22 protein-coding genes are annotated in these 18,825 nt (G+C 67.4%); 11 read left to right on the forward strand and 11 right to left on the reverse strand.

Annotated features, from left to right (window positions below):
• Positions 1-11 precede the first annotated feature (11 nt).
• From FAZ69_RS20145 to FAZ69_RS20175, 7 genes are all read right to left on the reverse strand, one after another.
• Positions 12-497: a type III secretion system protein gene (locus FAZ69_RS20145; RefSeq protein WP_136896828.1), complete on the reverse strand. Its 486-nt coding sequence runs from the start codon at positions 495-497 to the stop codon at positions 12-14.
• 210 nt (positions 498-707) lie between these two features.
• Positions 708-2,009: a type III secretion system ATPase SctN gene (gene sctN / locus FAZ69_RS20150; protein ID WP_240702366.1), complete on the reverse strand. Its 1,302-nt coding sequence runs from the start codon at positions 2,007-2,009 to the stop codon at positions 708-710.
• A 151-nt stretch (positions 2,010-2,160) separates the two neighbouring features.
• Entirely contained in the window at positions 2,161-3,117 is a 957-nt protein-coding gene (gene sctL, locus FAZ69_RS20155; RefSeq protein WP_136896829.1) for a type III secretion system stator protein SctL, read from the reverse strand.
• Positions 3,111-3,785, reverse strand: coding sequence for a type III secretion protein HrpB4 (locus FAZ69_RS20160; protein ID WP_136896830.1), 675 nt, complete (start codon positions 3,783-3,785; stop codon positions 3,111-3,113). The genes sctL and FAZ69_RS20160 overlap by 7 nt, the downstream gene beginning before the upstream one ends.
• Positions 3,782-4,588 (reverse strand): type III secretion system inner membrane ring lipoprotein SctJ, encoded by an 807-nt coding sequence (gene sctJ, locus FAZ69_RS20165; protein ID WP_136896831.1) that lies wholly within the window; start codon positions 4,586-4,588, stop codon positions 3,782-3,784. Before sctJ ends, FAZ69_RS20160 begins: the two co-directional genes overlap by 4 nt.
• Positions 4,589-4,592: 4 nt before the next feature.
• Entirely contained in the window at positions 4,593-4,985 is a 393-nt protein-coding gene (locus FAZ69_RS20170) for a serine kinase (RefSeq protein WP_136896832.1), read from the reverse strand.
• A gap of 28 nt (positions 4,986-5,013) precedes the next feature.
• Positions 5,014-5,595, reverse strand: a complete 582-nt coding sequence (locus tag FAZ69_RS20175; RefSeq protein WP_136896833.1) for an HrpB1 family type III secretion system apparatus protein — start codon at positions 5,593-5,595, stop codon at positions 5,014-5,016.
• A 315-nt stretch (positions 5,596-5,910) separates the two neighbouring features.
• Between FAZ69_RS20175 and sctU the strand changes: the two genes are divergently transcribed.
• The 11 genes from sctU (at position 5,911) to FAZ69_RS20230 (ending at position 15,495) form a co-directional block, all read left to right on the forward strand.
• Positions 5,911-6,969, forward strand: coding sequence for a type III secretion system export apparatus subunit SctU (gene sctU / locus FAZ69_RS20180; protein WP_136896834.1), 1,059 nt, complete (start codon positions 5,911-5,913; stop codon positions 6,967-6,969).
• Positions 6,970-6,992: 23 nt separating this feature from the next.
• Positions 6,993-8,984 (forward strand): FHIPEP family type III secretion protein, encoded by a 1,992-nt coding sequence (locus FAZ69_RS20185; protein WP_136896835.1) that lies wholly within the window; start codon positions 6,993-6,995, stop codon positions 8,982-8,984.
• Between the two features lie 16 nt (positions 8,985-9,000).
• The gene (sctP, locus tag FAZ69_RS20190; protein WP_136896836.1) at positions 9,001-9,831 is read left to right on the forward strand and encodes a type III secretion system protein SctP; all 831 of its coding nucleotides are present in this window, start codon (positions 9,001-9,003) and stop codon (positions 9,829-9,831) included.
• Between the two features lie 6 nt (positions 9,832-9,837).
• Positions 9,838-10,962 (forward strand): type III secretion system cytoplasmic ring protein SctQ, encoded by a 1,125-nt coding sequence (gene sctQ / locus FAZ69_RS20195; RefSeq protein WP_136896837.1) that lies wholly within the window; start codon positions 9,838-9,840, stop codon positions 10,960-10,962.
• Complete coding sequence (gene sctR, locus FAZ69_RS20200; protein ID WP_136896838.1) at positions 10,949-11,605, forward strand: type III secretion system export apparatus subunit SctR; 657 nt, start codon at positions 10,949-10,951, stop codon at positions 11,603-11,605. Before sctQ ends, sctR begins: the two co-directional genes overlap by 14 nt.
• Before the next feature lie 19 nt (positions 11,606-11,624).
• Positions 11,625-11,888, forward strand: coding sequence for a type III secretion system export apparatus subunit SctS (gene sctS / locus FAZ69_RS20205; RefSeq protein WP_136896839.1), 264 nt, complete (start codon positions 11,625-11,627; stop codon positions 11,886-11,888).
• Complete coding sequence (locus tag FAZ69_RS20210; protein ID WP_136896840.1) at positions 11,885-13,093, forward strand: helicase; 1,209 nt, start codon at positions 11,885-11,887, stop codon at positions 13,091-13,093. Before sctS ends, FAZ69_RS20210 begins: the two co-directional genes overlap by 4 nt.
• Positions 13,094-13,182: 89 nt before the next feature.
• Positions 13,183-14,259 carry an HrpD5 family protein gene (gene hrpD5 / locus FAZ69_RS20215; RefSeq protein ID WP_136896841.1) on the forward strand — a complete coding sequence of 359 codons (1,077 nt, stop codon included), beginning with the start codon at positions 13,183-13,185 and terminating at the stop codon, positions 14,257-14,259.
• Positions 14,256-14,543 (forward strand): type III secretion system protein, encoded by a 288-nt coding sequence (locus FAZ69_RS20220; protein ID WP_240702354.1) that lies wholly within the window; start codon positions 14,256-14,258, stop codon positions 14,541-14,543. The genes hrpD5 and FAZ69_RS20220 overlap by 4 nt, the downstream gene beginning before the upstream one ends.
• A gap of 169 nt (positions 14,544-14,712) precedes the next feature.
• Positions 14,713-14,919 carry a hypothetical protein gene (locus tag FAZ69_RS20225; protein WP_136896842.1) on the forward strand — a complete coding sequence of 69 codons (207 nt, stop codon included), beginning with the start codon at positions 14,713-14,715 and terminating at the stop codon, positions 14,917-14,919.
• 120 nt (positions 14,920-15,039) lie between these two features.
• On the forward strand, positions 15,040-15,495 hold the full coding sequence (locus FAZ69_RS20230; protein WP_136896843.1) for a CesT family type III secretion system chaperone: 456 nt from the start codon (positions 15,040-15,042) through the stop codon (positions 15,493-15,495).
• Between the two features lie 8 nt (positions 15,496-15,503).
• Here FAZ69_RS20230 and FAZ69_RS20235 read toward each other — a convergent pair whose 3' ends face one another.
• From FAZ69_RS20235 to FAZ69_RS20250, 4 genes are all read right to left on the reverse strand, one after another.
• Positions 15,504-15,791: a hypothetical protein gene (locus FAZ69_RS20235; RefSeq protein ID WP_136896844.1), complete on the reverse strand. Its 288-nt coding sequence runs from the start codon at positions 15,789-15,791 to the stop codon at positions 15,504-15,506.
• Position 15,792: 1 nt separating this feature from the next.
• Positions 15,793-16,569 carry a hypothetical protein gene (locus FAZ69_RS20240; RefSeq protein ID WP_136896845.1) on the reverse strand — a complete coding sequence of 259 codons (777 nt, stop codon included), beginning with the start codon at positions 16,567-16,569 and terminating at the stop codon, positions 15,793-15,795.
• Positions 16,570-16,727: 158 nt separating this feature from the next.
• Positions 16,728-18,092 carry a secretin N-terminal domain-containing protein gene (locus FAZ69_RS20245; RefSeq protein WP_136896846.1) on the reverse strand — a complete coding sequence of 455 codons (1,365 nt, stop codon included), beginning with the start codon at positions 18,090-18,092 and terminating at the stop codon, positions 16,728-16,730.
• Positions 18,089-18,823 (reverse strand): response regulator transcription factor, encoded by a 735-nt coding sequence (locus FAZ69_RS20250; RefSeq protein WP_136896847.1) that lies wholly within the window; start codon positions 18,821-18,823, stop codon positions 18,089-18,091. Before FAZ69_RS20250 ends, FAZ69_RS20245 begins: the two co-directional genes overlap by 4 nt.
• Between the last annotated feature and the right edge of the window lie 2 nt (positions 18,824-18,825).

Here is an 18,825-nt window from a genome sequence, read left to right on the forward strand (position 1 = left end):
GCCTGCCTTGGTCAGTACGCCGCGCGCGGGCGGCGGCTTTCCGATGCTTCCTCGTCCTGCGCATCCTCGATCGCGAGCTCGATGGCCTTGACGAGCTGGTCGCGGCGCTTGTCGTAGATGTCGATGCGCGCGCGATTGCGCAGGATCCGCGCGCGCGCCTCGCCGATCTCCGCCTCTTTCCTGTCGAGCGCGTTCTGCGCCTGCGCGGCCTGCGCCTCGAGCGCCGCGTGCTGCTCGGCCGCGTGCGAACGGAAATCGCGCAGCTTCAGCAGCTCGTCGGCCCGAAAGCGCGTGCCGCCGAACATCGCCTCGATCTTGCCGTCCTGGTTCGCGAGCTCGGCCGCCTGCGCCTCGACCGCGCCGAGGCGCTCGTCGAGCGCGCCGGCCAGCGCCTGCGACTCGCCGCGCAGCCCGGCCAGCGCCGAATTCAGCTTGCGATCGAGCTGGCGGCGGCGCGACAGCACCCGCTCGAACGCTACGACTCGCCGGTCTTTCATCATGGCCTCCGGTTAGGGTCTGTTTGCATATGGAACGCGCATGCGTTGCCACGAGAACGGCCGCTCGCGAGGCGCGCGACGCCGCGAATACTGGACGTATTCGCAAGGAGCGCAACGCGGCGAGCGGCCGTTCTCGTGGCAACCCCAAACTTGAAATTCATTCCAGGGGAATGCCCGAAATCGCATGCGCGTTCCATATGCAAACAGACCCTAGGACTGCGCGAGCTCGTAGAGCATCGCCACGGTGTCGCTGGGATCGACCAGGTCGCTCGTGGCCTGGCCGAGGAACGCGCGGATCGCGTCGATCTTGGCGATCGCTTCGTCGGCGAGCGGATCGGCGCCGGCCTGGTACTCGCCCACCTGCAGCAGCAGCTCGACTTCCTTGTGCTTGGCCATCAGACGGCGGATGTGGCCGGCCGCGGCGACGTGATCGCGCCCGACGATCTGCGTCATCACGCGCGAGAGGCTGCCGAGCACGTCGATGGCCGGGTAGCGGTTCTGCGCGGCGATCTCGCGCGAGAGGATCATGTGGCCGTCGAGAATCCCGCGCACTTCCTCCGCGATCGGGTCGCCGCCCGATTCGTCTTCGGCGAGCACGGTGTAGAGCGCCGTGATCGAGCCGTGCTCCGAGCGGCCCGCCCGCTCGAGCAGGCGCGGCAGCTCGGCGAAGATCGACGGCGGGAAGCCGCGCCGCGTCGGCGGCTCGCCCATCGCGAGACCGATCTCGCGCTGCGCGCGCGCAAAGCGCGTGAGCGAATCCATCATCAGCAGCACGCGCGCGCCGCGGTCGCGGAAGTATTCGGCGACCGCGGTGGCCGCATAGGCGGCCTTGGCGCGCTCGATCGACGAGCGGTCGGAGGTCGCGCAGACGACGACCGAGCGCGCCATGCCCTCCTCGCCGAGGATGTCCTCGACGAACTCGCGCACTTCGCGGCCGCGCTCGCCGATCAGCGCGATCACGTTGATGTCGCAGCGCGCGCCGCGCGCGAACATGCCCATCAGCGTGCTCTTGCCGACGCCAGCGGGCGCGAAGATGCCCATGCGCTGGCCTTCGGCGAGCGTCATCATGCCGTCCACGACGCGCACGCCGGTCGGCATCGGCGTATCGATCACGGGCCGCGACATCGCATCGGGCGGATCGGCCAGCACCGGCTGCCATTCGTCGCATTGGAGCTCGCCGCGGCCGTCGATCGGCTCGCCGAGGCTGTCGATCACGCGGCCGAGCAGGCCCTCGCCGATGCGCAGCGAGAGCGGGCGCTTCAAGCCGATCACGCGCGTCGCGCGCGAGACGCTGCCGAGCCGGCCGAACGGCGAGAGCAGCGCGATGTCACGCGAAAAACCGACGACTTCGGCGCGCTGCAAAAGCTCGCCTTGCGGAGAGCGCAGCTCGCAGAGCTCGCCGAGCGTCGCTTCCAGGCCCGACACGCGCAGCAGCGTGCCGATCACTTCCTGGACCTTGCCGCAGGCCGCGGGCGCGGGACGCGCGCGCAGCTCGCGCTCGATCGCGTTCATGAGGCCGGGGAAGCCGCGCCCGGAGGTCATGTCTTCGCGGTCTTGCGGGTCTTCCTCGTTGCTGCGGGCCTGTGCGGCCAGCAGATCGTCGGCGCTGTCGATCATGGTGCGTTCTTCCCCGTTCTTCAGTTCGCGTCGTAGCGGCGCACGCTCAGGCGTCGAGCGCGGCAGCTTCCATCTCGTCGTTGCTCTCGGCGGCGTATTCGCCGCCCTCGGGCACGCCGGCTTCGTATCCATCGTCCGCGTAGGCGGCCGGCTCTTGCGTGGCGTCCTCGCCGGCATAAGCGTCCTCGCCGCTCTCGGCGTACGCCGGCTCGTCACGCCCGCTTGCGTATGCGGCCTCCGCGTCGCCGGCAGGCTCGTCGCCGGCCAGCCCATCGCCCGCAAAATCCTCCTCCGGCACGCTGCTCACCGCACGCGCCAAGGCGCCGCGCATCGCCGTCAGTTGATGCGACAAGCTCGCGTCGAGCGCGCCGAGATCGGTCTCGATCAGGCAGGCGCCCGGCTCGAGCGTCGCATCGGCGCTCACCAAGAGCCGCACCGCGCGGCCCGCCTCGCGCCATCCGCGCGCGGCTTCGCCGAACGCCGCGCGCGCCGCCCCGAGATCGGACGGATGCACGCTCAACTGCAGCGGGCTGCCGTCGGCGACGATCTGCTCCACCGTCTTCGCAGCGCAGGCGAACAGCGCAGCCGGATCGGCCGTCGCCACGATCTGCTCCGCCGCGAGCGCGACGAGCTCGGCCAGCCTGTCGCGCCGCCGGCGCCCGAGCGTCTGCGCGTCCACGTGCGCCTGCATGGCGCGCTCGTGCCAGTCGGTGAGCCCTTGCGCGAAGCCGTCGTCGTAGCCGCGTTCCGCCGCGCTCTCGTACGTCTCCCGCGCCTGGGCAAGCAGCGCATCGGCCTGGGCCCAGGCCGCCTCGACGATCGCCTTCGCCTCGTCGCGCGCGGCCTCGAGCGCCGCGTCGCACTGCCGGCGGATTTCGACGTAGCCGGCATCGATCTCGACGAGCGTCGCGAGGTCTTCGCCACGCAGCACGTCGCCGGCGATGCCGACCCCGAGGCCCGCCTCGGGGCCTTCGGCCTGCGGATTGCGTAACCAGATCACCATGACCACTCCGGAAACAAGTTGGGCAGTTGCGAAAGGATCGAGCCGCTCATGGACAAGCGGCTCGCGGACAAGCGGCCAGGATTGCCTTCCAGCCCGGCCGCGAGCGCCAGCTGCGAGGCGTCCGCCGGCATCGCGAGCTGCAGGATCGCCAGCGGGCCGTCGGGCGCCCAGCCGCATTCGCGCTCGAACAGCCTGAAGCCGAGCCACGTGAGCGCGTCGCCGTCCGCGGCGTCAAGCGGCCGGTGGCGCGTCAACGGCGCCGCCTTGCCGGCCAGCGCGCGCCGCGGCGCGAGCAGCAGGCGCACGCCATGCGGGCCGACCCAGTCGGCGAGCAGGTTGCGGCGCGGCCGGTCGATCCACGCGCGCACTTCCTCGACGCGCTCGAAGAGCGCACGCAAGCGGAACACCGTCAGGCACTCCCTCACCGGCAGCTGCGCCAGCGCGGCATCCGGCGGGCCGAATGCCGTGAGCGGCGGAGCCGCCATCCCGATCTCGTCGAGAAACGCTTCGGCCAGCGCGGCCGTCTCACGGGCCTCCCTGCCGCGCACGCACTCCGCGTACGGGACGCCGGCCAGGCGCTGCGGATGCATCCATTCGAACAGCGTGCGGCGCAGCCGGTGATGTTCGACGAGCCGCGCGGCCAGGGCGGAGGGAGCGGCTTCCATCATGCCGCCGTCTTCGGCTTGCGCGCGCCGAGCTTCGACAGCAGGCCGCCGAGGCCCTCGCCCTTGAGCTTGTCCGACTTGCCGCGCAGCAGGGCGAAGGCGCCCGCGGCGAGGAGCAGCGCCACGCCGAGCGCGCCGCCCGCGAAAATCAGCGAGCCGTCCTGCCGGTCGGCCTTCGCCTGGAGATCCAGCGCATCCGCGGGCACCGACGTCACGCTGACCTGATCGTAGGTGAGCCCCTCGATGCTGTGCACGACGAGGTTCTTGATCGCGGGCGTGAGCGTCTCGACGCTCGCGTCCGGCCGGTACTTGATGAACACCGCGGCGGACGAGGGCTTCACCGACTGCGCGAGCGGATCGTTGTTCGGCAGCACGATCTGCACGCGCGCGACCACCACGCCGTCGATCTTCGACAACGTATCGCTGAGCTCCTGCGACAGGCCGTAGATGAAGCGCACGCGCTCCTCGGTCGGCGTCGACACCATGCCGTCCTTCTTGAAGAGCTGGCCGAGATCGTCGTACTTCTTGTGCGGCAGGCCGCGCGCGCGCAGCACGTCCATCGCGTGCACGATCTCCTTGTCGCCGACCTGGACGGACCACGTCTTGCCGCCATCGGGCGTGGTTTTCTCGGCATCGACGCCGTACTGCAGCAGGGCCGCGACCATCTCGTTGCAGTCGGTCTCGCTCAATTGGCCGTAGAGCTCCTGCTTGCACGCGGCGAGCGACAGCACGAGCGCCATCGCGAAGAGAGGCCGCCGCCACCGGGCAAACGTGCTTTGGGATTGGATCGTCGTGGTCGGTTTCATGATGTCACTGGTTCTTCATGAGGGTCTGGACGGCGTCTTTCGACGACTGCACCGTGGCCATCTTCACCTGCAGGTCGGCGTTGAGGCTCGCGATCTCGAGCTGGATGGTCATGTCCGCGGCGGCGAGGCGCTCCATCGAGAGCGCGCTCATGTGCTGCGTCATGTACATCACGTCGTTCGGCACCTGGCGGTAGTAGTCCGCCTGCTCCTCGACCGCCTTCGTCACGATGTTGGCGTGCTCGCCCGGGTGCGCCGCGGGCACGGCCGGCGTGGCCTGGGCCATCATCGCCTGAAACTTGTCGGCCAGCGCCTGGGGCGCCGGGCTCGCTTCCTGGGCGGCCGTCTCGGTCGCGCGAGCGATCTCGTAGTGGAACTGCGATGCGGCGGTGAGGCTCATGTCGATTCTCCGGTGGCGAGCGCCAAGCTCAGATACGCATGTAATGGATCGTCAGCAGCAGGTCGCTCGCCGACTGAGATTGAGACTGCGGCGGCGCCGCGACGGCTCCGCTCTCCCCGGCCTTGGATTCCTCCTCGAAAGCCAGCGCGGACTCGGGAGCGACGAAGCGCCCGGTACGCCGCGCCGTCGCAGCCGCCTGTTTCAATTCGTCGCTCGCGAGAAGCAGCTTCGCGAGCCGGGTCACATCCTTGTCGCCGCCCTCTTCGACGATCTTGCGGGCTTCGTCCTGCCAGCCGAACTCCTGGCGCGCCTTGAGGCATTGCAGCAGCATCCCCCGGCTCGACGGCAGGCAGACCGAGCGCTCGACGAGGCCGCGGAACAGCTCCTCCGCCTCGCTCCACTCGTGGCGCAGCATGTGCAGCCAGCCGTCGAAATAGGAGAATTCGGCGTTGCCAGGGCGCAGCAGGTGCAGCATGTCGACCAGGTGCTCGATGTCGTCGACGTCGACTCCCGCGTAGGTCCCGCTGCGAGCGAATGCGGCGCCGGCCAGGTCGACGAGCGCGCCGACCACCGTCGACGGGCATTGCGGCTGATCCTTCAGAACGTCCATCCTTTTCCCCCAAGCAATCAGATTCGATCCAGTGCGCGTCATCACGCCCTGCTCCGTTGACGCTAAGTTACGCAACGCCGCCCGGCAGGCACCCCCCGGGCACGAAGTCGCACAACGAATTGCGAAGCGGCGAGCCGAATCCGAAGCGCGCCGGGCGTCCCCCGGCCGTCCCCAGGGCGTCCGCCGGGCGTCGCTTCGGGGTATGTGCCCGGACTTCGCATCCGCGCACGGCCCGCCGCCGGGGCGCCGCTAACGTAGCGTCACGGCAGCCCGATCCCGCGGCGCCGGCGGACGCAACAGCGAAGGACGCCTGTCATGAGTGACGAGAAAACCGAAGAGCCCTCAGAGAAGAAGCTGAAGAAGGCTCGCGAGGAAGGCCAGGTTGCCAAGAGCACGGACCTCGTCGAAGTGGCGACCCTCGGCTCGGTCGTGCTCGTGCTCTTCGCCGGGCAGCACTATCTGGTGGACTCGATAGAGTCGATCGTCAAGAGCGCGATCGACTTCACGCACGGCGAGCGCTCGCTCAACGATCTGTCGGTCACGCTCGCCGATATGGGCCTGCACGCGGTCGGCCTGCTGTGCGGCATGGCCATGGTCGGGCTCGTCGCGGCGATCCTCGCGCTCGCGCCGCAGGTCGGCCTGCAGATCTCGACGCAGGCGGTGGCGCCGAAGTTCGACGCGGTGATGCCCTCGACGGGCATCAAGCGGATCTTCTCGATGAACGCGCTGATCGATCTCGGGAAGATGACGCTCAAGGCCCTGGTCCTCATCGCCGTGATGTGGCAGACGATCAAGTCGTCGATGCCGGTCGTCGCGAGCTCGCTCGACCAGTCGGTGCCGCAGCTGATCGCCGTGCTGTGGTCGGTGCTGATGCACGTCGTCATCGTCGCGCTCGCGGTGTTCGTCGTCATCGGCGCATTCGACTACAAGCTGCAGCACTGGCAGTTCATCCGCAAGAACCGCATGTCGAAGGACGAGGTGAAGCGCGAGTTCAAGGACAGCGAAGGCAACCAGGAACTGAAGGGCGAGCGCAAGCGCATGGCCAAGGAGCTGAGCCAGGAAGCGCCCAAGCGCGGGGTCTCGCGCGCGAACGTGGTGGTCGTGAACCCTGTGCACTACGCGGTCGCGCTGCGCTACGACCCCACCGAGTACCCGCTGCCCGTCGTGATCGCCAAGGGCGTCGACGACGAGGCGCTGCTGCTGCGCCGCTATGCGACCGAGTGCGGCGTGCCGATCGTCGCCAATCCGCCCATCGCGCGGATGCTGCACAAGGTGCCCGAGAAGCAACCGGTTCCCGAAGAGCTGTTCGAGGTCGTCGCGGCGATCCTTCGCTGGGTCGACGGCCTCTCGCCCCAACCCGCCACATCCGCTTGACTTGACACTACGGAGTAGTCGACATGCTGAAGACCATGAAGCTCCCAGGCGTCGGCGAAGCCGGTATCGCCATCCTCCTGATCGCGATCGTCTCGCTGATGATCCTGCCGCTGCCGCCCGCCATCATCGACGGCCTGCTCGCGATCAACATCACGATCAGCGTCACGCTGCTGATGGTCACGATGTACGTGGGCCATATCGCGTCGCTGTCGGCGTTCCCGTCGGTGCTGCTGTTCACCACGCTCTACCGGCTCTCGCTGAACATCGCGTCGACCAAGTCGATCCTGCTGCACGCCGATGCCGGCAACATCATCGAGAGCTTCGGCGAGCTCGTGGTGGGCGGCAACCTCGTGGTCGGCCTCGTGGTGTTCGTGATCATCTCGGTCGTGCAGTTCATCGTGATCGCGAAGGGCTCGGAGCGGGTGGCCGAAGTCGGCGCGCGCTTCACGCTCGATGCGATGCCGGGCAAGCAGATGAGCATCGACGCCGATCTGCGCGCGAACATCCTGACGCCCGAGGAGGCCCGCAAGAAGCGCACGCGGCTCGCGGTGGAAAGCCAGCTGCACGGCGGCATGGACGGCGCGATGAAGTTCGTCAAGGGCGATGCGATCGCGGGCCTCATGATCACGATGATCAACATCTTCGCCGGCATCGCGGTGGGCGTCGCCTATCACGGCATGTCCGCGGGCGAGGCGGCCAATCGCTTCTCGGTGCTCTCGATCGGCGATGCGATGGTCTCGCAGATTCCGTCGCTCCTGATCTCGGTGGCCGCGGGCGTGATGATCACGCGCGTCGACGAGGGCAACGGGGACTCCGGCTCGTCGCTCGGCGAAGACATCAAGCGTCAGTTCACGAGCAGCTCGCGCGCGCTCTACTTCGCCTCGGCGCTGCTGCTCGGCTTCGCCGCCGTGCCCGGCTTTCCGGCCGCGCTCTTCGTGCTGCTCGCCGGCACGCTCGGCTTCACGGGCTACCGGCTGCAGAAGAAGCAGGCCGGCCCGGCCAAGGGCGCGGGCAAGCCGGTGAGCGCACTGCAGCGCGCCGGGGCGAAGGGCGACGCGCCGTCGATCCTGCCGCGCCCGCCGCAGTTCACCTGCCCGCTCGGCGTGCGGCTCGCGCCCGACGTGAGCGCGAAGCTCGCCGCCGACGCGCTCGACGCGGCGTTCGACACGCAGCGCAGCGCGCTGCAGTCGGAAGTCGGCCTGCCCTTCCCCGGCATCATGATGTGGACCGACCCCGCGCTGCCCGCCGACACCTACGAGGTGCTGATCTTCGACGTGCCGCACGGACGCTCGACGCTCGCGGAAGCGCTCGCGGCGGCGCAGAACGCGGCGCCGGCGGCCTCCGAGCCCAAGGCGAAGCCTTCGAACGCCGGGCACGCGCCCGAGGCCTTGATCGCGGGGCACACGATCAATCTGCTGCGGCGCCATGCGCACCTGTTCCTCGGCATCCAGGAGGCGCAGTGGATCCTCGATCAGCTCAACGAGGACTACCCCGGCCTCGTCGCCGAAGTGCAGAAGGCGCTGCCGCTGCAAAAGATGGCGGACGTGCTGCGCCGCCTGCTCGAGGAAGAGGTGCCGATCCGCAACATCCGCAGCATCACCGAGAGCCTCATCACCTGGGGCCCGAAAGAGAAGGACATGCTGATGCTGACCGAGTACATCCGCATGGAGCTCGGGCGGCTGATCGCCTACCGCGCGACGGGCGGCGCCACGCGCGACATGCCGGTGGTGCTCGTCGACGTGCAGGTCGAGCAGCATATCCGCCAGTCGATCAAGCAGACGCCCACGGGCAACTTCCTCGCGCTGCCGCCGGACGAGATCAACCGGCTCGTCGCCAGGATCGCCGACATCGTCGGCGACGCGCCGCGCGAGCAGATCGCGCTCGTCGCGTCGATGGACATCCGCCGCTACATCAAGCGGATGATCGAGTCGCGCCTGGGCTGGCTTCCGGTCTACTCGTACCAGGAGCTCGGGGCCCACGTCGACCTGCAGCCGGTCGGCCGTCTGACGATGTGATCGAGCGAGCGCCGCCATGCATTCATCCGGTCCTCATGGTCCCCGCCGCGCCCGCGTCATCGCGGGACCTCCCGCTCACACGGAGCACGAGCCGGCCACGCAGTCCGCGCAGCTGCGCCGCAAGGCCGAGCTGTTCCGGCTCCTGCGCGCAGGCGCTCACGCGGGCGACGACGCCTCCATCGAAACGCCCGGCGCTCCAGCGGAGATGCCGGAAACGCCGTGCGAGCCCGAAGCGCTTGCCCCCGTCGACGCATCGCGCGACGAAGCGCACGGCGGCAACGACGAAAACGACGGCGGCAGCCGCGGCGACGATGACCACGGTGACCACGGCCGCGACGAGGGCCGCAACGACCGCCGCGACGATGCCCGCGACGCCCGCGGCTCCGAACCCGCCGAAAGCGCGTCCGGCAGCGCACCGGAGGCCGCCTTCCCAGCCTTCGCGGCCTTTGCTCCGCCCGGCCCGCACGTCGCCGCGGTGCACGCCGCGCACGCGGCGAACCGCTTCGGCGCCCCCGTGGCCGCGGTCGAAGCGCCGGCGCGAGCCGGGCGCGACATGCAGCGTCTCGTCGAATCGATCGTGTGCCAGGTCGCCGATTTCTGCTCGAACCCGGCCGTTCTCGAGCGCGGCGACTGGCGCATCACGCTCCCGATCGATTCCCCGCTGCTGCCGGACTGCAAATTGAGCCTCGCGCTTTCGCGTTTCGAATTGGCGCTTCGCTTCGACACCTCGGACGAACGGTCTCGACAACTAATCTTGCAACATGCAACGACGCTTCGCGACAGTCTCGGGCGGGTGATGCAAACCCGCTTCGACGCCGCGCACAGCATCGAGATCATCGTCACGTAAAACGACATGGACACCAACCACACGCAACCGATGTACGAAACCAGCGGCGCCGAAGCAACGGCAGCGGCAGTGGTTTCACTCGATCCGGCGCGCCTGCCGTCGCTCGCCGCATCGACCGCGCGCCTGCACCGGCTCGCAGTCGACGAGCGGCTCATCGCGCTGCTCTCCCATACCTTCGGCATCGCGGGCTGGAGCGTCGGCACGCGCAATCTCGCCGAGGCCGCGCGCACCGCCGTCGTGCAGATGCGCTGGGGCATGCAGACCGCGGCGGTACGCATCGACGCGGCGCAGCACCCGGGGCTCGCGAGCGTTCTGGACTCGGGCGACACGGCAAATCCGGCGCTGCGCAACGCGGTCAGCGCCATCCTGCTCGACCCGCTGCTGCGCGCGTTCAGGACGCTCGGCATGGAAGGCGTCGAGATCGTCTCGGTCGAGCGCGCGGAATCGATCCCGCGCGATGCCCAGTGCTGCGCCATCGCGTTCCGGCTCGGCGCCCAGCGCATCGACGCGACGCTCGAGCAGATCGACAGCGGCTGGCTCGACGAGATCGAAGCGCTCGTCGCGCGGCAATGCACGCCGTTCGCGACGCACGTCAGCGAAATCGCCGTGCCCGGACGCATCCTGATCGGCGAGAAGACGATGAGCGTCACGACGATCGATTCGCTGCGCCCGGGCGACGTCATCCTGCGCGCCGTCTCCGAAACGATGAGCGCGATGCTGAAAAACGAAAGCGAAGCAGCCCGCACGCAGGTGGTCTGGGGCCGTTACGGCACCCGGCAGCTGTACGCGACCGTCGATGTCACCCACCACGCACTTACTTTGACCGAGGATCCCATCATGAGCCACGCCATGCAATTCAGCGCCCCCCACGCCGACTCGTTCAACGCGCCGGTCGAGATCAGCGACCTCGACCTGCCGCTCAAGCTCGAGATCGACACCGTCTCGATGCCCGTGGCGCAGCTCTCCGCGCTGCGCGCAGGCTACGTGCTCGAGCTGCCCACCGCGGTTCCCGACGCCCGCATCCGCCTCGTCACGTACGGGCAGACCATCGGTTTCGGCGAGCTCGTGAGCGTCGGGGATCACCTCGGCGTGCGTCTCGTCCAGCTCTCGCGCGGCCATGATTCAGTTTAACGACCTCACCGGGCTGCTGATCACGGTCGTCGCGATCAGCCTGATCCCGTTCGTCGCGATGGTCGCGACCTCGTACGCGAAGATCGTGGTCGTGCTCGGGCTGCTGCGCAACGCGCTCGGCGTGCAGCAGGTGCCGCCGAACATGGTGCTCAACGGGATCGCCGTCCTGGTCTCCGCGTACGTGATGGCGCCCATCGGCATCCAGGCGATGCAGACGCTGCAGAACACGCACCGCGCGCCGGGCGCCGATTCGTCGACGGTCGTGTTCGACGTCTTCGACGCCGCCAAGGAGCCGTTCCGGCAGTTCCTGAAAAAGCACGCGGGCGAGCGCGAAAAGCGCTTCTTCGTGCGCTCCGCCTCGGTGATCTGGCCGAAGGACATCGCCGCCAAAGTCCACGAGGACGACCTGATCGTGCTGGCCCCTTCGTTCACGCTCACCGAGATGGCCGACGCGTTCAAGATCGGCTTTCTGCTCTACATCGCGTTCATCGTCGTCGATCTCGTGATCGCGAACGTGCTGATGGCCATGGGCCTCAACCAGGTCCAGCCGACCAACGTCGCGATTCCCTTCAAGCTGTTGCTGTTCGTCGTGATGAGCGGCTGGTCCACGTTGATCCACGGCCTCGTCATGACCTATCGCTGATATCGCTGGATAGTGCGCCATGGAAACCGATACGCTCATTCGCATCACCACCCAAGGATTGCTGCTGTGCCTGTCGGTCTCGATGCCGGTCGTCGTGGTCGCGGCAGTCACCGGTCTCGCGATCTCGTTCGTGCAGGCCATCACCTCGCTGCAGGATCAAAGCATCTCGTATGCGGTGAAGCTCGTGGCCGTGGTCGCCACCGTGCTGATCATGGGCGCCTGGGGCGCCGCCGCGATCCTGCGCTTCGCCAATGAAATCGTCACGCTGGCGGTGCCGTCATGAATTCGCGCGTCAACGGCCATAACGGCCACACCAACCATCAGGCCGAAGAGGCAGCGCAGGACGCCCATACCGGGCAGACGCAGGAGTCGCGCTCGTTCACGCGCATCAAGGTGCAGCACACCAAGATGCAGCGCGCGAAGATGCTGCACAACAAGATGATGGCTGCGTCCTGGCGGAACAAGATGATCCTCGCCAAAGACAGCAAGGTGCCTTTGTCGTCCGCGCAGAAGCTCCTCGCCAAGTTCGGCCTGCGGCCGCGCCCGGAAGGCTATGGGAAGCGCGGCAAGGAAGCCGCCGCTCACGAACGGCCCGAGGACGGCTTGCACGCGCAGGATTCGAAGAACGAGCACGAACACAAGCACAACGAGGAGCAGCAAAAGCAGGGGCAGGAGCACAAGCGCGAGCATGAACACAAGCACGAGCATGAGCACGAGCACGACCAGCAGAACCAAGGTCAGCAGCACAAGCGCGAACGCGAAAAAGATGAAGAGAAGAACCAAGGCCAGCAGCACAAACACGAGAAAGACGGCGAACGCAAGCAGGACCAGCAGCAAAACCAAGGTCAGAACGGCGGACAGCCGCAGCAGCAAGGGCCGCGCGACGGGCAGCCGCGGCGCGAGAATCGCGAGCGCGAGAAGTCCGGGCGCAGCTATGCCGTGAAGCCCGGCAAGATCAAGGCCGTGCGCAGGCAGGCGCTCGCGAGCCCGATGCAGCTGCTCGCCAAGGAAAAGCTCGGTGCGCCGGACTTGCCTGACAGCCTGGCCTCCGCCTGCACGAAAACCGCCTTGCAGCTGATGTCGCAGATCGAGCGCGACGGGCCGCTGCTGCTCTTTCCGTACCTGCTCAGCATGGCCTCGCCGCTGCGCATGGTGCGCAGCCGGCAGCCGGCCCGGCTCCTTTCGCACCACAACGCCGCGCTCGCCTACGGCCCGTCCGTGTCGAGCAAGGCGCTCGTGACCGCGAAGCTCCACGGCCTGTCGCTCGACAACACGCTCGCACGGCAGAGCGCGGGCATCGAATACCCCGACGACGACCAACTGGGCGCGCTGATCAAGCAGCGCATCCTCGACGCGCTCGGCGGCGCGCCGGCCACGCTCGGCGGCGGGTCGACCGCGCCGAACGCCGCGGCGAAGAGCGCGCCGGTCGCTTCGGATACGACTCTGGAAGTTCGCATGCCGCCGGCCGCGCCGGGGACGAAAACCTAAACTGACATTAACGGTTGAGGCTTGGCAGACCAGCGGTACCAAGGAAAGCCAGGTCACAAGGCACCAGCGAATACACGGGAACCACAAACATGAAAGCCCTTCGAGTACTGACCGGCACCCACGCCGGAGCGCAGGTCCAGCTCACGAGCGGCAGCTATCGGATCGGCGGCACAGAGGAAGCGGACATCTGCATCACCGACTGGGTCGTCGACGAGGTAACGCTCGTCATCGGCGAGGACGGCGTGACGCGGCTTCTGTCGAGCAACGGCGATCAAGTGTTCGTGGCGGATTTCGTGGCCGTGCCGTTCGGCGACGTGGTGTTCTGCGTAGGCCCCGACGATGCCGAATGGCCGAGCGACCTGGAGCTGCTCTCGGGCCTCTGGAAGACGGCGGAGCCCCCGGTCGAAAACGGCGGCGCCGAAGGCGCGCAGGCCGAAGGCGGCCCGGCTGATCTCGCCCCGGCCGAAGTCGGCCCCGCACAAAGCGGCGCGAGCCGCGCTGGCGCGGAAAGCGCGATCAGCGCCCCGCCGCCGGCGCCGCGCAAGATGACGTGGCGCACGGCTGCGGTCGCGCTCACCTGCACGGCGGCGATCGGCGGCCTGGCAACGGCCGGCGCGCTGTTCGCCGGGGCGCAGTCGAGCGAGGCGGCCAGCGTGAAGTTCAATGCGGATGCGCTGGCGAAGGAAGTCGACGTGGCGCTGCATCGAGCGGGGTTTGCCGATCTGCATGCGAGCCCGCGCAAGGACAGCGTGGTCGTGCAGGGCATCGTGTCCATGGCCGGCGACAGCGCCCGCGCGCAGCAGATCATGAACGAGCTGGCGCCGGGCAAGGCGCGCCGCGAATACGACGTCGCGCAGCAGGACGTCGAGAACATCCAGCAGTCGCTGACGGGCACGGGAGCCTCGGTCAGCTACTCGGGCCACGGCGTGTTCCGCGTGAGCGGCAACGTCCAGTCGATGCAGACGTTCCGCGCGCTGATCGCCGGAGTGCGCGCCGACATGGACAGCAACGCCAGGCGCATCGACGTCGACGTCAAGGAAGCGAAGATGCCGACGCCTGACATCGAATACACCGAAGTGGTAGCAACGGGCGGATTGCGCTACATCGAAACGCCCGACGGCACGAAGCACCTGTTCGCGAGCAGTAGGGACGAGGCCGGCAATTGAACACCCAAGACAAAGGAACCGACATGTACGACGCATTGATACCCATCGCGCAGGACCTGAACACGCTGGACGCGACGCTCTCCGCACCCGACGGCCCGCAGCGGGTCGCCCGCATCGCCGCCGCGTTCGACGAGACGGCACGGCGCATCAGCTCGGCCACGCAGGCGGCGGCCGACGACCGCGAGCGTGTCGAGCTCCAGAAGCTGTATCGAGGGATGATCGCCGCGCGGCGCATCGTGCTCTCGCTGCACGAACGGCACAGCGCGCACGGCGCAGCGGTTTGACGCGCCAGACAGTTACCGGCCCGCGAGGGCGCCAAGCAGTGAGCAGGTGCAGTACCCGGTTGTGATTCGACCGTTCCGGACTGGCGGTCCTCGAGACTGAAAGTCCTTTTGCAGTGTTTCTTTACAACCAGCAGTACTTCTTTTTTCTTACTTCGAAGGGGAATACACCATGTCTTCTAGCGCAACCCAAGGCGTGCAACAAGCAGGCTCGTTGGACAGCAACTATATCGGCCAGATGCAGCAGATGGCCGATCAGAACAACGCCATGACGCTGGCGTCGATGCAGATCAACATCGAGCAGCAAGAGACGTCCGCGCTGGCCTCGGTGGGCAACAACGGCGCAAAAAACATCGCCGACGCCGCGAAGGGTCAGTAAGACCGGAGCGCATCGAAGCAGTACCGTGCAAGGGGCACGGCAGCGGGAGGTCTTGCTTCCCGGCTCCGTGCCCATTTCTTTCCAACCGAGCGGCCGTTCGCGGCGTAGAGATTTCATTCCATGAGCAGGGAACGCTTCGTCGAGTTGATCTACGAGATTTGCGACGTGGTCGGGTTGCCCGACGCGGAGTACGTCGTCGAGACCCAGGCGCTCGAGATCGAGGGATTCGATGTCCGGCTCGACAATCACGAGAACGACCCGGAATCGCTCTATATCTGCTTCCATTACGGCGCGGTGACGCCGGGGCGATCGCTCGTCATCTTCCGGCTGATGCTCGAAGCGAACCTGCTGATCTACGCGCAGGATCAGGCGCAGCTCTGTCTCGACTCCGACACCGGCAGCATCGTGCTGCTCGTGCATGTGCCCATGGGGCCCGATGTCTCGGGCGAGTACCTCGCGGACCTGTTCTCGCACTATGCCGAGCATGGCCGGTACTGGAAAAACAATATCCTCGAATCGGCTGATGAGATGTTCGAAGGGATTGCCTCGGGCAACTTTATGTGGCTGCGGGCGTAGTTGATTCGTCAGTCCGCCGGAGGATTGGGTTGTTTTACCGCGTCAGGATGCGGGGTGACGCTGATGTATTGCTTCAGCTCTGGCTGGTGAGCCGCAAGCAACCCGAACACGAGGCCACCAACTTTCCGGGCGAACTCGTCATCGAGCTTGAAGCTCTCATCCGCCAAAGGCCACGGGACAACCATAGCGGCATCCATCCGCCGGGCCAAAGACTCTCGGTGCATAGTGCAAATTTGTAGCGATTGCGCTTCTTCGTCGTAGGCGATCACGACACAACGCGGTAGACGTTTGTTCATATCAGCCAAATCCTCTTAGACAGTTTGCATAACGTTGCATTGCACGTTCCCGGCAGACGCCCCACGAAGACGGCTTGGCCGCATACCATGCGCTGCACTCATCCATGTCGGCGTTTAGCTGCGCCTCACACTCTGCTTCCTCCACAGGCGTGAGGAACATTCCGGCGCTTTGCTCAACGTCGGCGGTCGACGCGTCTTCGGCGTACGTAAACGGTTGCGCATCGCCAAGCCAGTCGAAGCCGCTACTGCCGTCGCTTGCACTGCCGGAAATAGCTTCCTCGCCTGCGAGAGCGGGCTGGCTGGCGATCGTGGCCGACAGGCCGCCAACATAAGGCGTCGCGTGCACGACGGGGCTGTTGACCGTTGGCGGCCAGCGTAGTGGTGCGGGCGTTGGGCGATAAGTCATTGGAAAGCAGCGCCAGTCGCGGTTGACGATCGGCACCAGCTTCTCGTCCTCGACAGCCTGCTTGAGCGAGCGCTCGATGCCTGCATTATCGGTCGGCAAGTCCCAGTGGGCGACGTTGAGGTGCTGACTCAAGAACGACAATATCGCATCGATGTCCGAGGCGATCAGCCTGCGGAAATCGTAGTTGGGCCGGAAATAGAGATCGAAGGTGCGCCGATCTTCCTCGATCTGGCGCTCCTGTTTCTTGCGCTCATCCGCGTTCGAGAAGGGGTCCCAAAACCCGCCCCCAAGGCTGTAGTACTCGCGCGCCAGCACGAGCATGCACTGCCATGTGCCGATGTTTAGCGGAACATGCAGGCTGTTGTAGTTCATGGGACAAGCCGCCTTCTGCTTCGTCGATTAGAAACGTCATCCTAACGACTACAGCACTGATGCGGCTCGCGGAGACTGAAATTTGACCTTCTCTAACAGTTCGCTGAGTGCCATAGTGGCACGACACTCAGCGCGTATCCCGTGCGCTTTTTCGTCCCCTAAGCAGCAATCCGCGGAATCAGCAGCACGAAACGCTCGCGCGCTTGCGCACCGTCCGATGCTTCGGCCTCACCCGGCGGCGCCGCAATCACGAGGCACGCGCCCGCGGCAACACTCTCCTCGATCTTTCGATAACGCTCCACATCCGCGCTGCGCCCGAGCTCCACGCGCAAACCGATGCGCGGCGGCGTCGCGGCGCCCTCCACCGTCGGCTGCACCGAGAGCCACAGGTCGAGCGCCGGATCCGCCGGCAGGTCGTCCTCCTTGCGGCGCGCGAGGCGCGCCTCGTGGCGGTCGATGACGGCGGGCGAGCGGTCCTGCGTCAGCGCGGTCTGCGACACCTCGATCCGCGCGCGCTCGGCCTTGGCGAGCGCCTCGATCTGCGCCAGCAACGCGCGGCCGCCGTCGGGCGCGACGCCGAAGCCGGACGGCGCGCTGGCCTCGGCGGTCTGCGCCAACGCCGGCGGCAGCGCCGCTTGCAGCGTGCTCAGCGCGTCGGCATCGACATCGACGATCCACGTCTGCACCGAAACGAGCCGCGGCCGGACGTCGAGATCGGCGACCAGCACGCCGTCACCTTCGATCCGCTCCGGCTTGTCGCGCACGAGGATCGAGTTGGTCACCGCGTCGGCTTCGATCGCCGGCAGCGGCGTGCCCAGTTCGACGACCTGCTCCGCCTGCGCGCCGGCGGCAGCCGGCGCCGGCTGCTCGAAGCGGCGGCGCAGCAAGGTCGCCGCGCCGGGCACGACGACCGTGCGGCCGTCGATCACGCGCGTCTCGTCGGCCGCATTGGCGACGCGCAGGCGGAACACGCGCACCGTCGTGCGCACGCGCCTGCCCGCGTCGCGCTCGAAGCGCTCGGCGGCCTCATGGAGACGCGCGACATAGCTCGCCGGCCCGGTGACGTCGACCGTGTGCGCAGGAGCGTCGACGACGAGCGGGAAATGCGCGTCGGTGACGCCTGACTGCCGGAGCGCCGCGATGAGGTCGCCAGGCGTCAGCACGTGCGGCCTCAACGCGACCGCCGTCTGCGCGCGCGCCGCCGACACCTGCAGCACCGCGCCGTCGTAGTACCAGACGAGCCCGTACGACTTCGCGAGCGTATCGAGAAAACGCTGCGGCGGCATGGAGAAGCGCCCGCTCACGACGCCTTCGACGGGTCCGTCGATGCGCAGAGGAAGCTGCTGGCCCGCGGCGAACACCTTCAGGACATCGGCGAGGCTGCTGCCGTTGGTCACGTAGACGAAACGGCTGCCGGCCCAGTCGACGCGCGCGGCGCAGGCCTGCGGCGCATGCAGCGCGGCGATGAGCGCCGCAGCTGCGGCAGTCCCAAGCACCCGTTTCCGAATCGCCAATCCGTTCATGACGCCTCTTGCGCCGCCTCGGCATCCGGCTTGAGCGTCAGGCGGTAGCCCGTCGCATAGACCGACTGCACGTTCCAGCCCACGCCGGCCGCCTTCAGGCTCGAACGCAGCCGGCTCACGTACATGTCGACGGAGCGGCTCTGCACCGCCGCATCCCAGCCCCAGACCACGCTCATCAGATCCTGCCGCAGCACCACGGCGCCCATGTGCCGCGCGAGATGCCAGAGGATGTCGAACTCCTTCGTGCCGAGCTTGTGCGCCACGCCCTCCACGACGAGCGAGCGGGCCTGCTGGTCGAGCGCCGCGTCTTCGAGCAGCATCCTGCGCCCCTCGACGTTCATGGGCGCGAAGCGCCGCAGGAGCACGCGCACGCGCGCGAGCAGCACTTGCCGGTCGTAGGGCTTCACGAGGTAGTCGTCCGCGCCGGCGTCGAGAATGTGCACGATGTCCGATTCCGCGGAATGCACGGTCTGGAAGATCACGGGCATCGTCGATTGCGAGCGGCCCCGGATCTTCTGCAGAAGCTTGTCGCCTTTCACGCCGGGCAAGTCCCAGTCGAGGATCGCGAGGTCGGCCCAGTTGTCCGCGAGAAACTGCTGCGCTTCGAGCCCGCTATGAAAGGCGTCGATGTGGTAGCCCTCGCTCTTGAGCCACGAGTTCACGAGCGCATGATGCGCGACGTCGTCTTCGACGAAGAGAATGCGAATGGATTTGCCTGCAAGCGATTTCATAG

It is taken from the genome of Trinickia terrae (assembly GCF_005144415.1).
Classification (GTDB): domain Bacteria; phylum Pseudomonadota; class Gammaproteobacteria; order Burkholderiales; family Burkholderiaceae; genus Trinickia_A; species Trinickia_A terrae.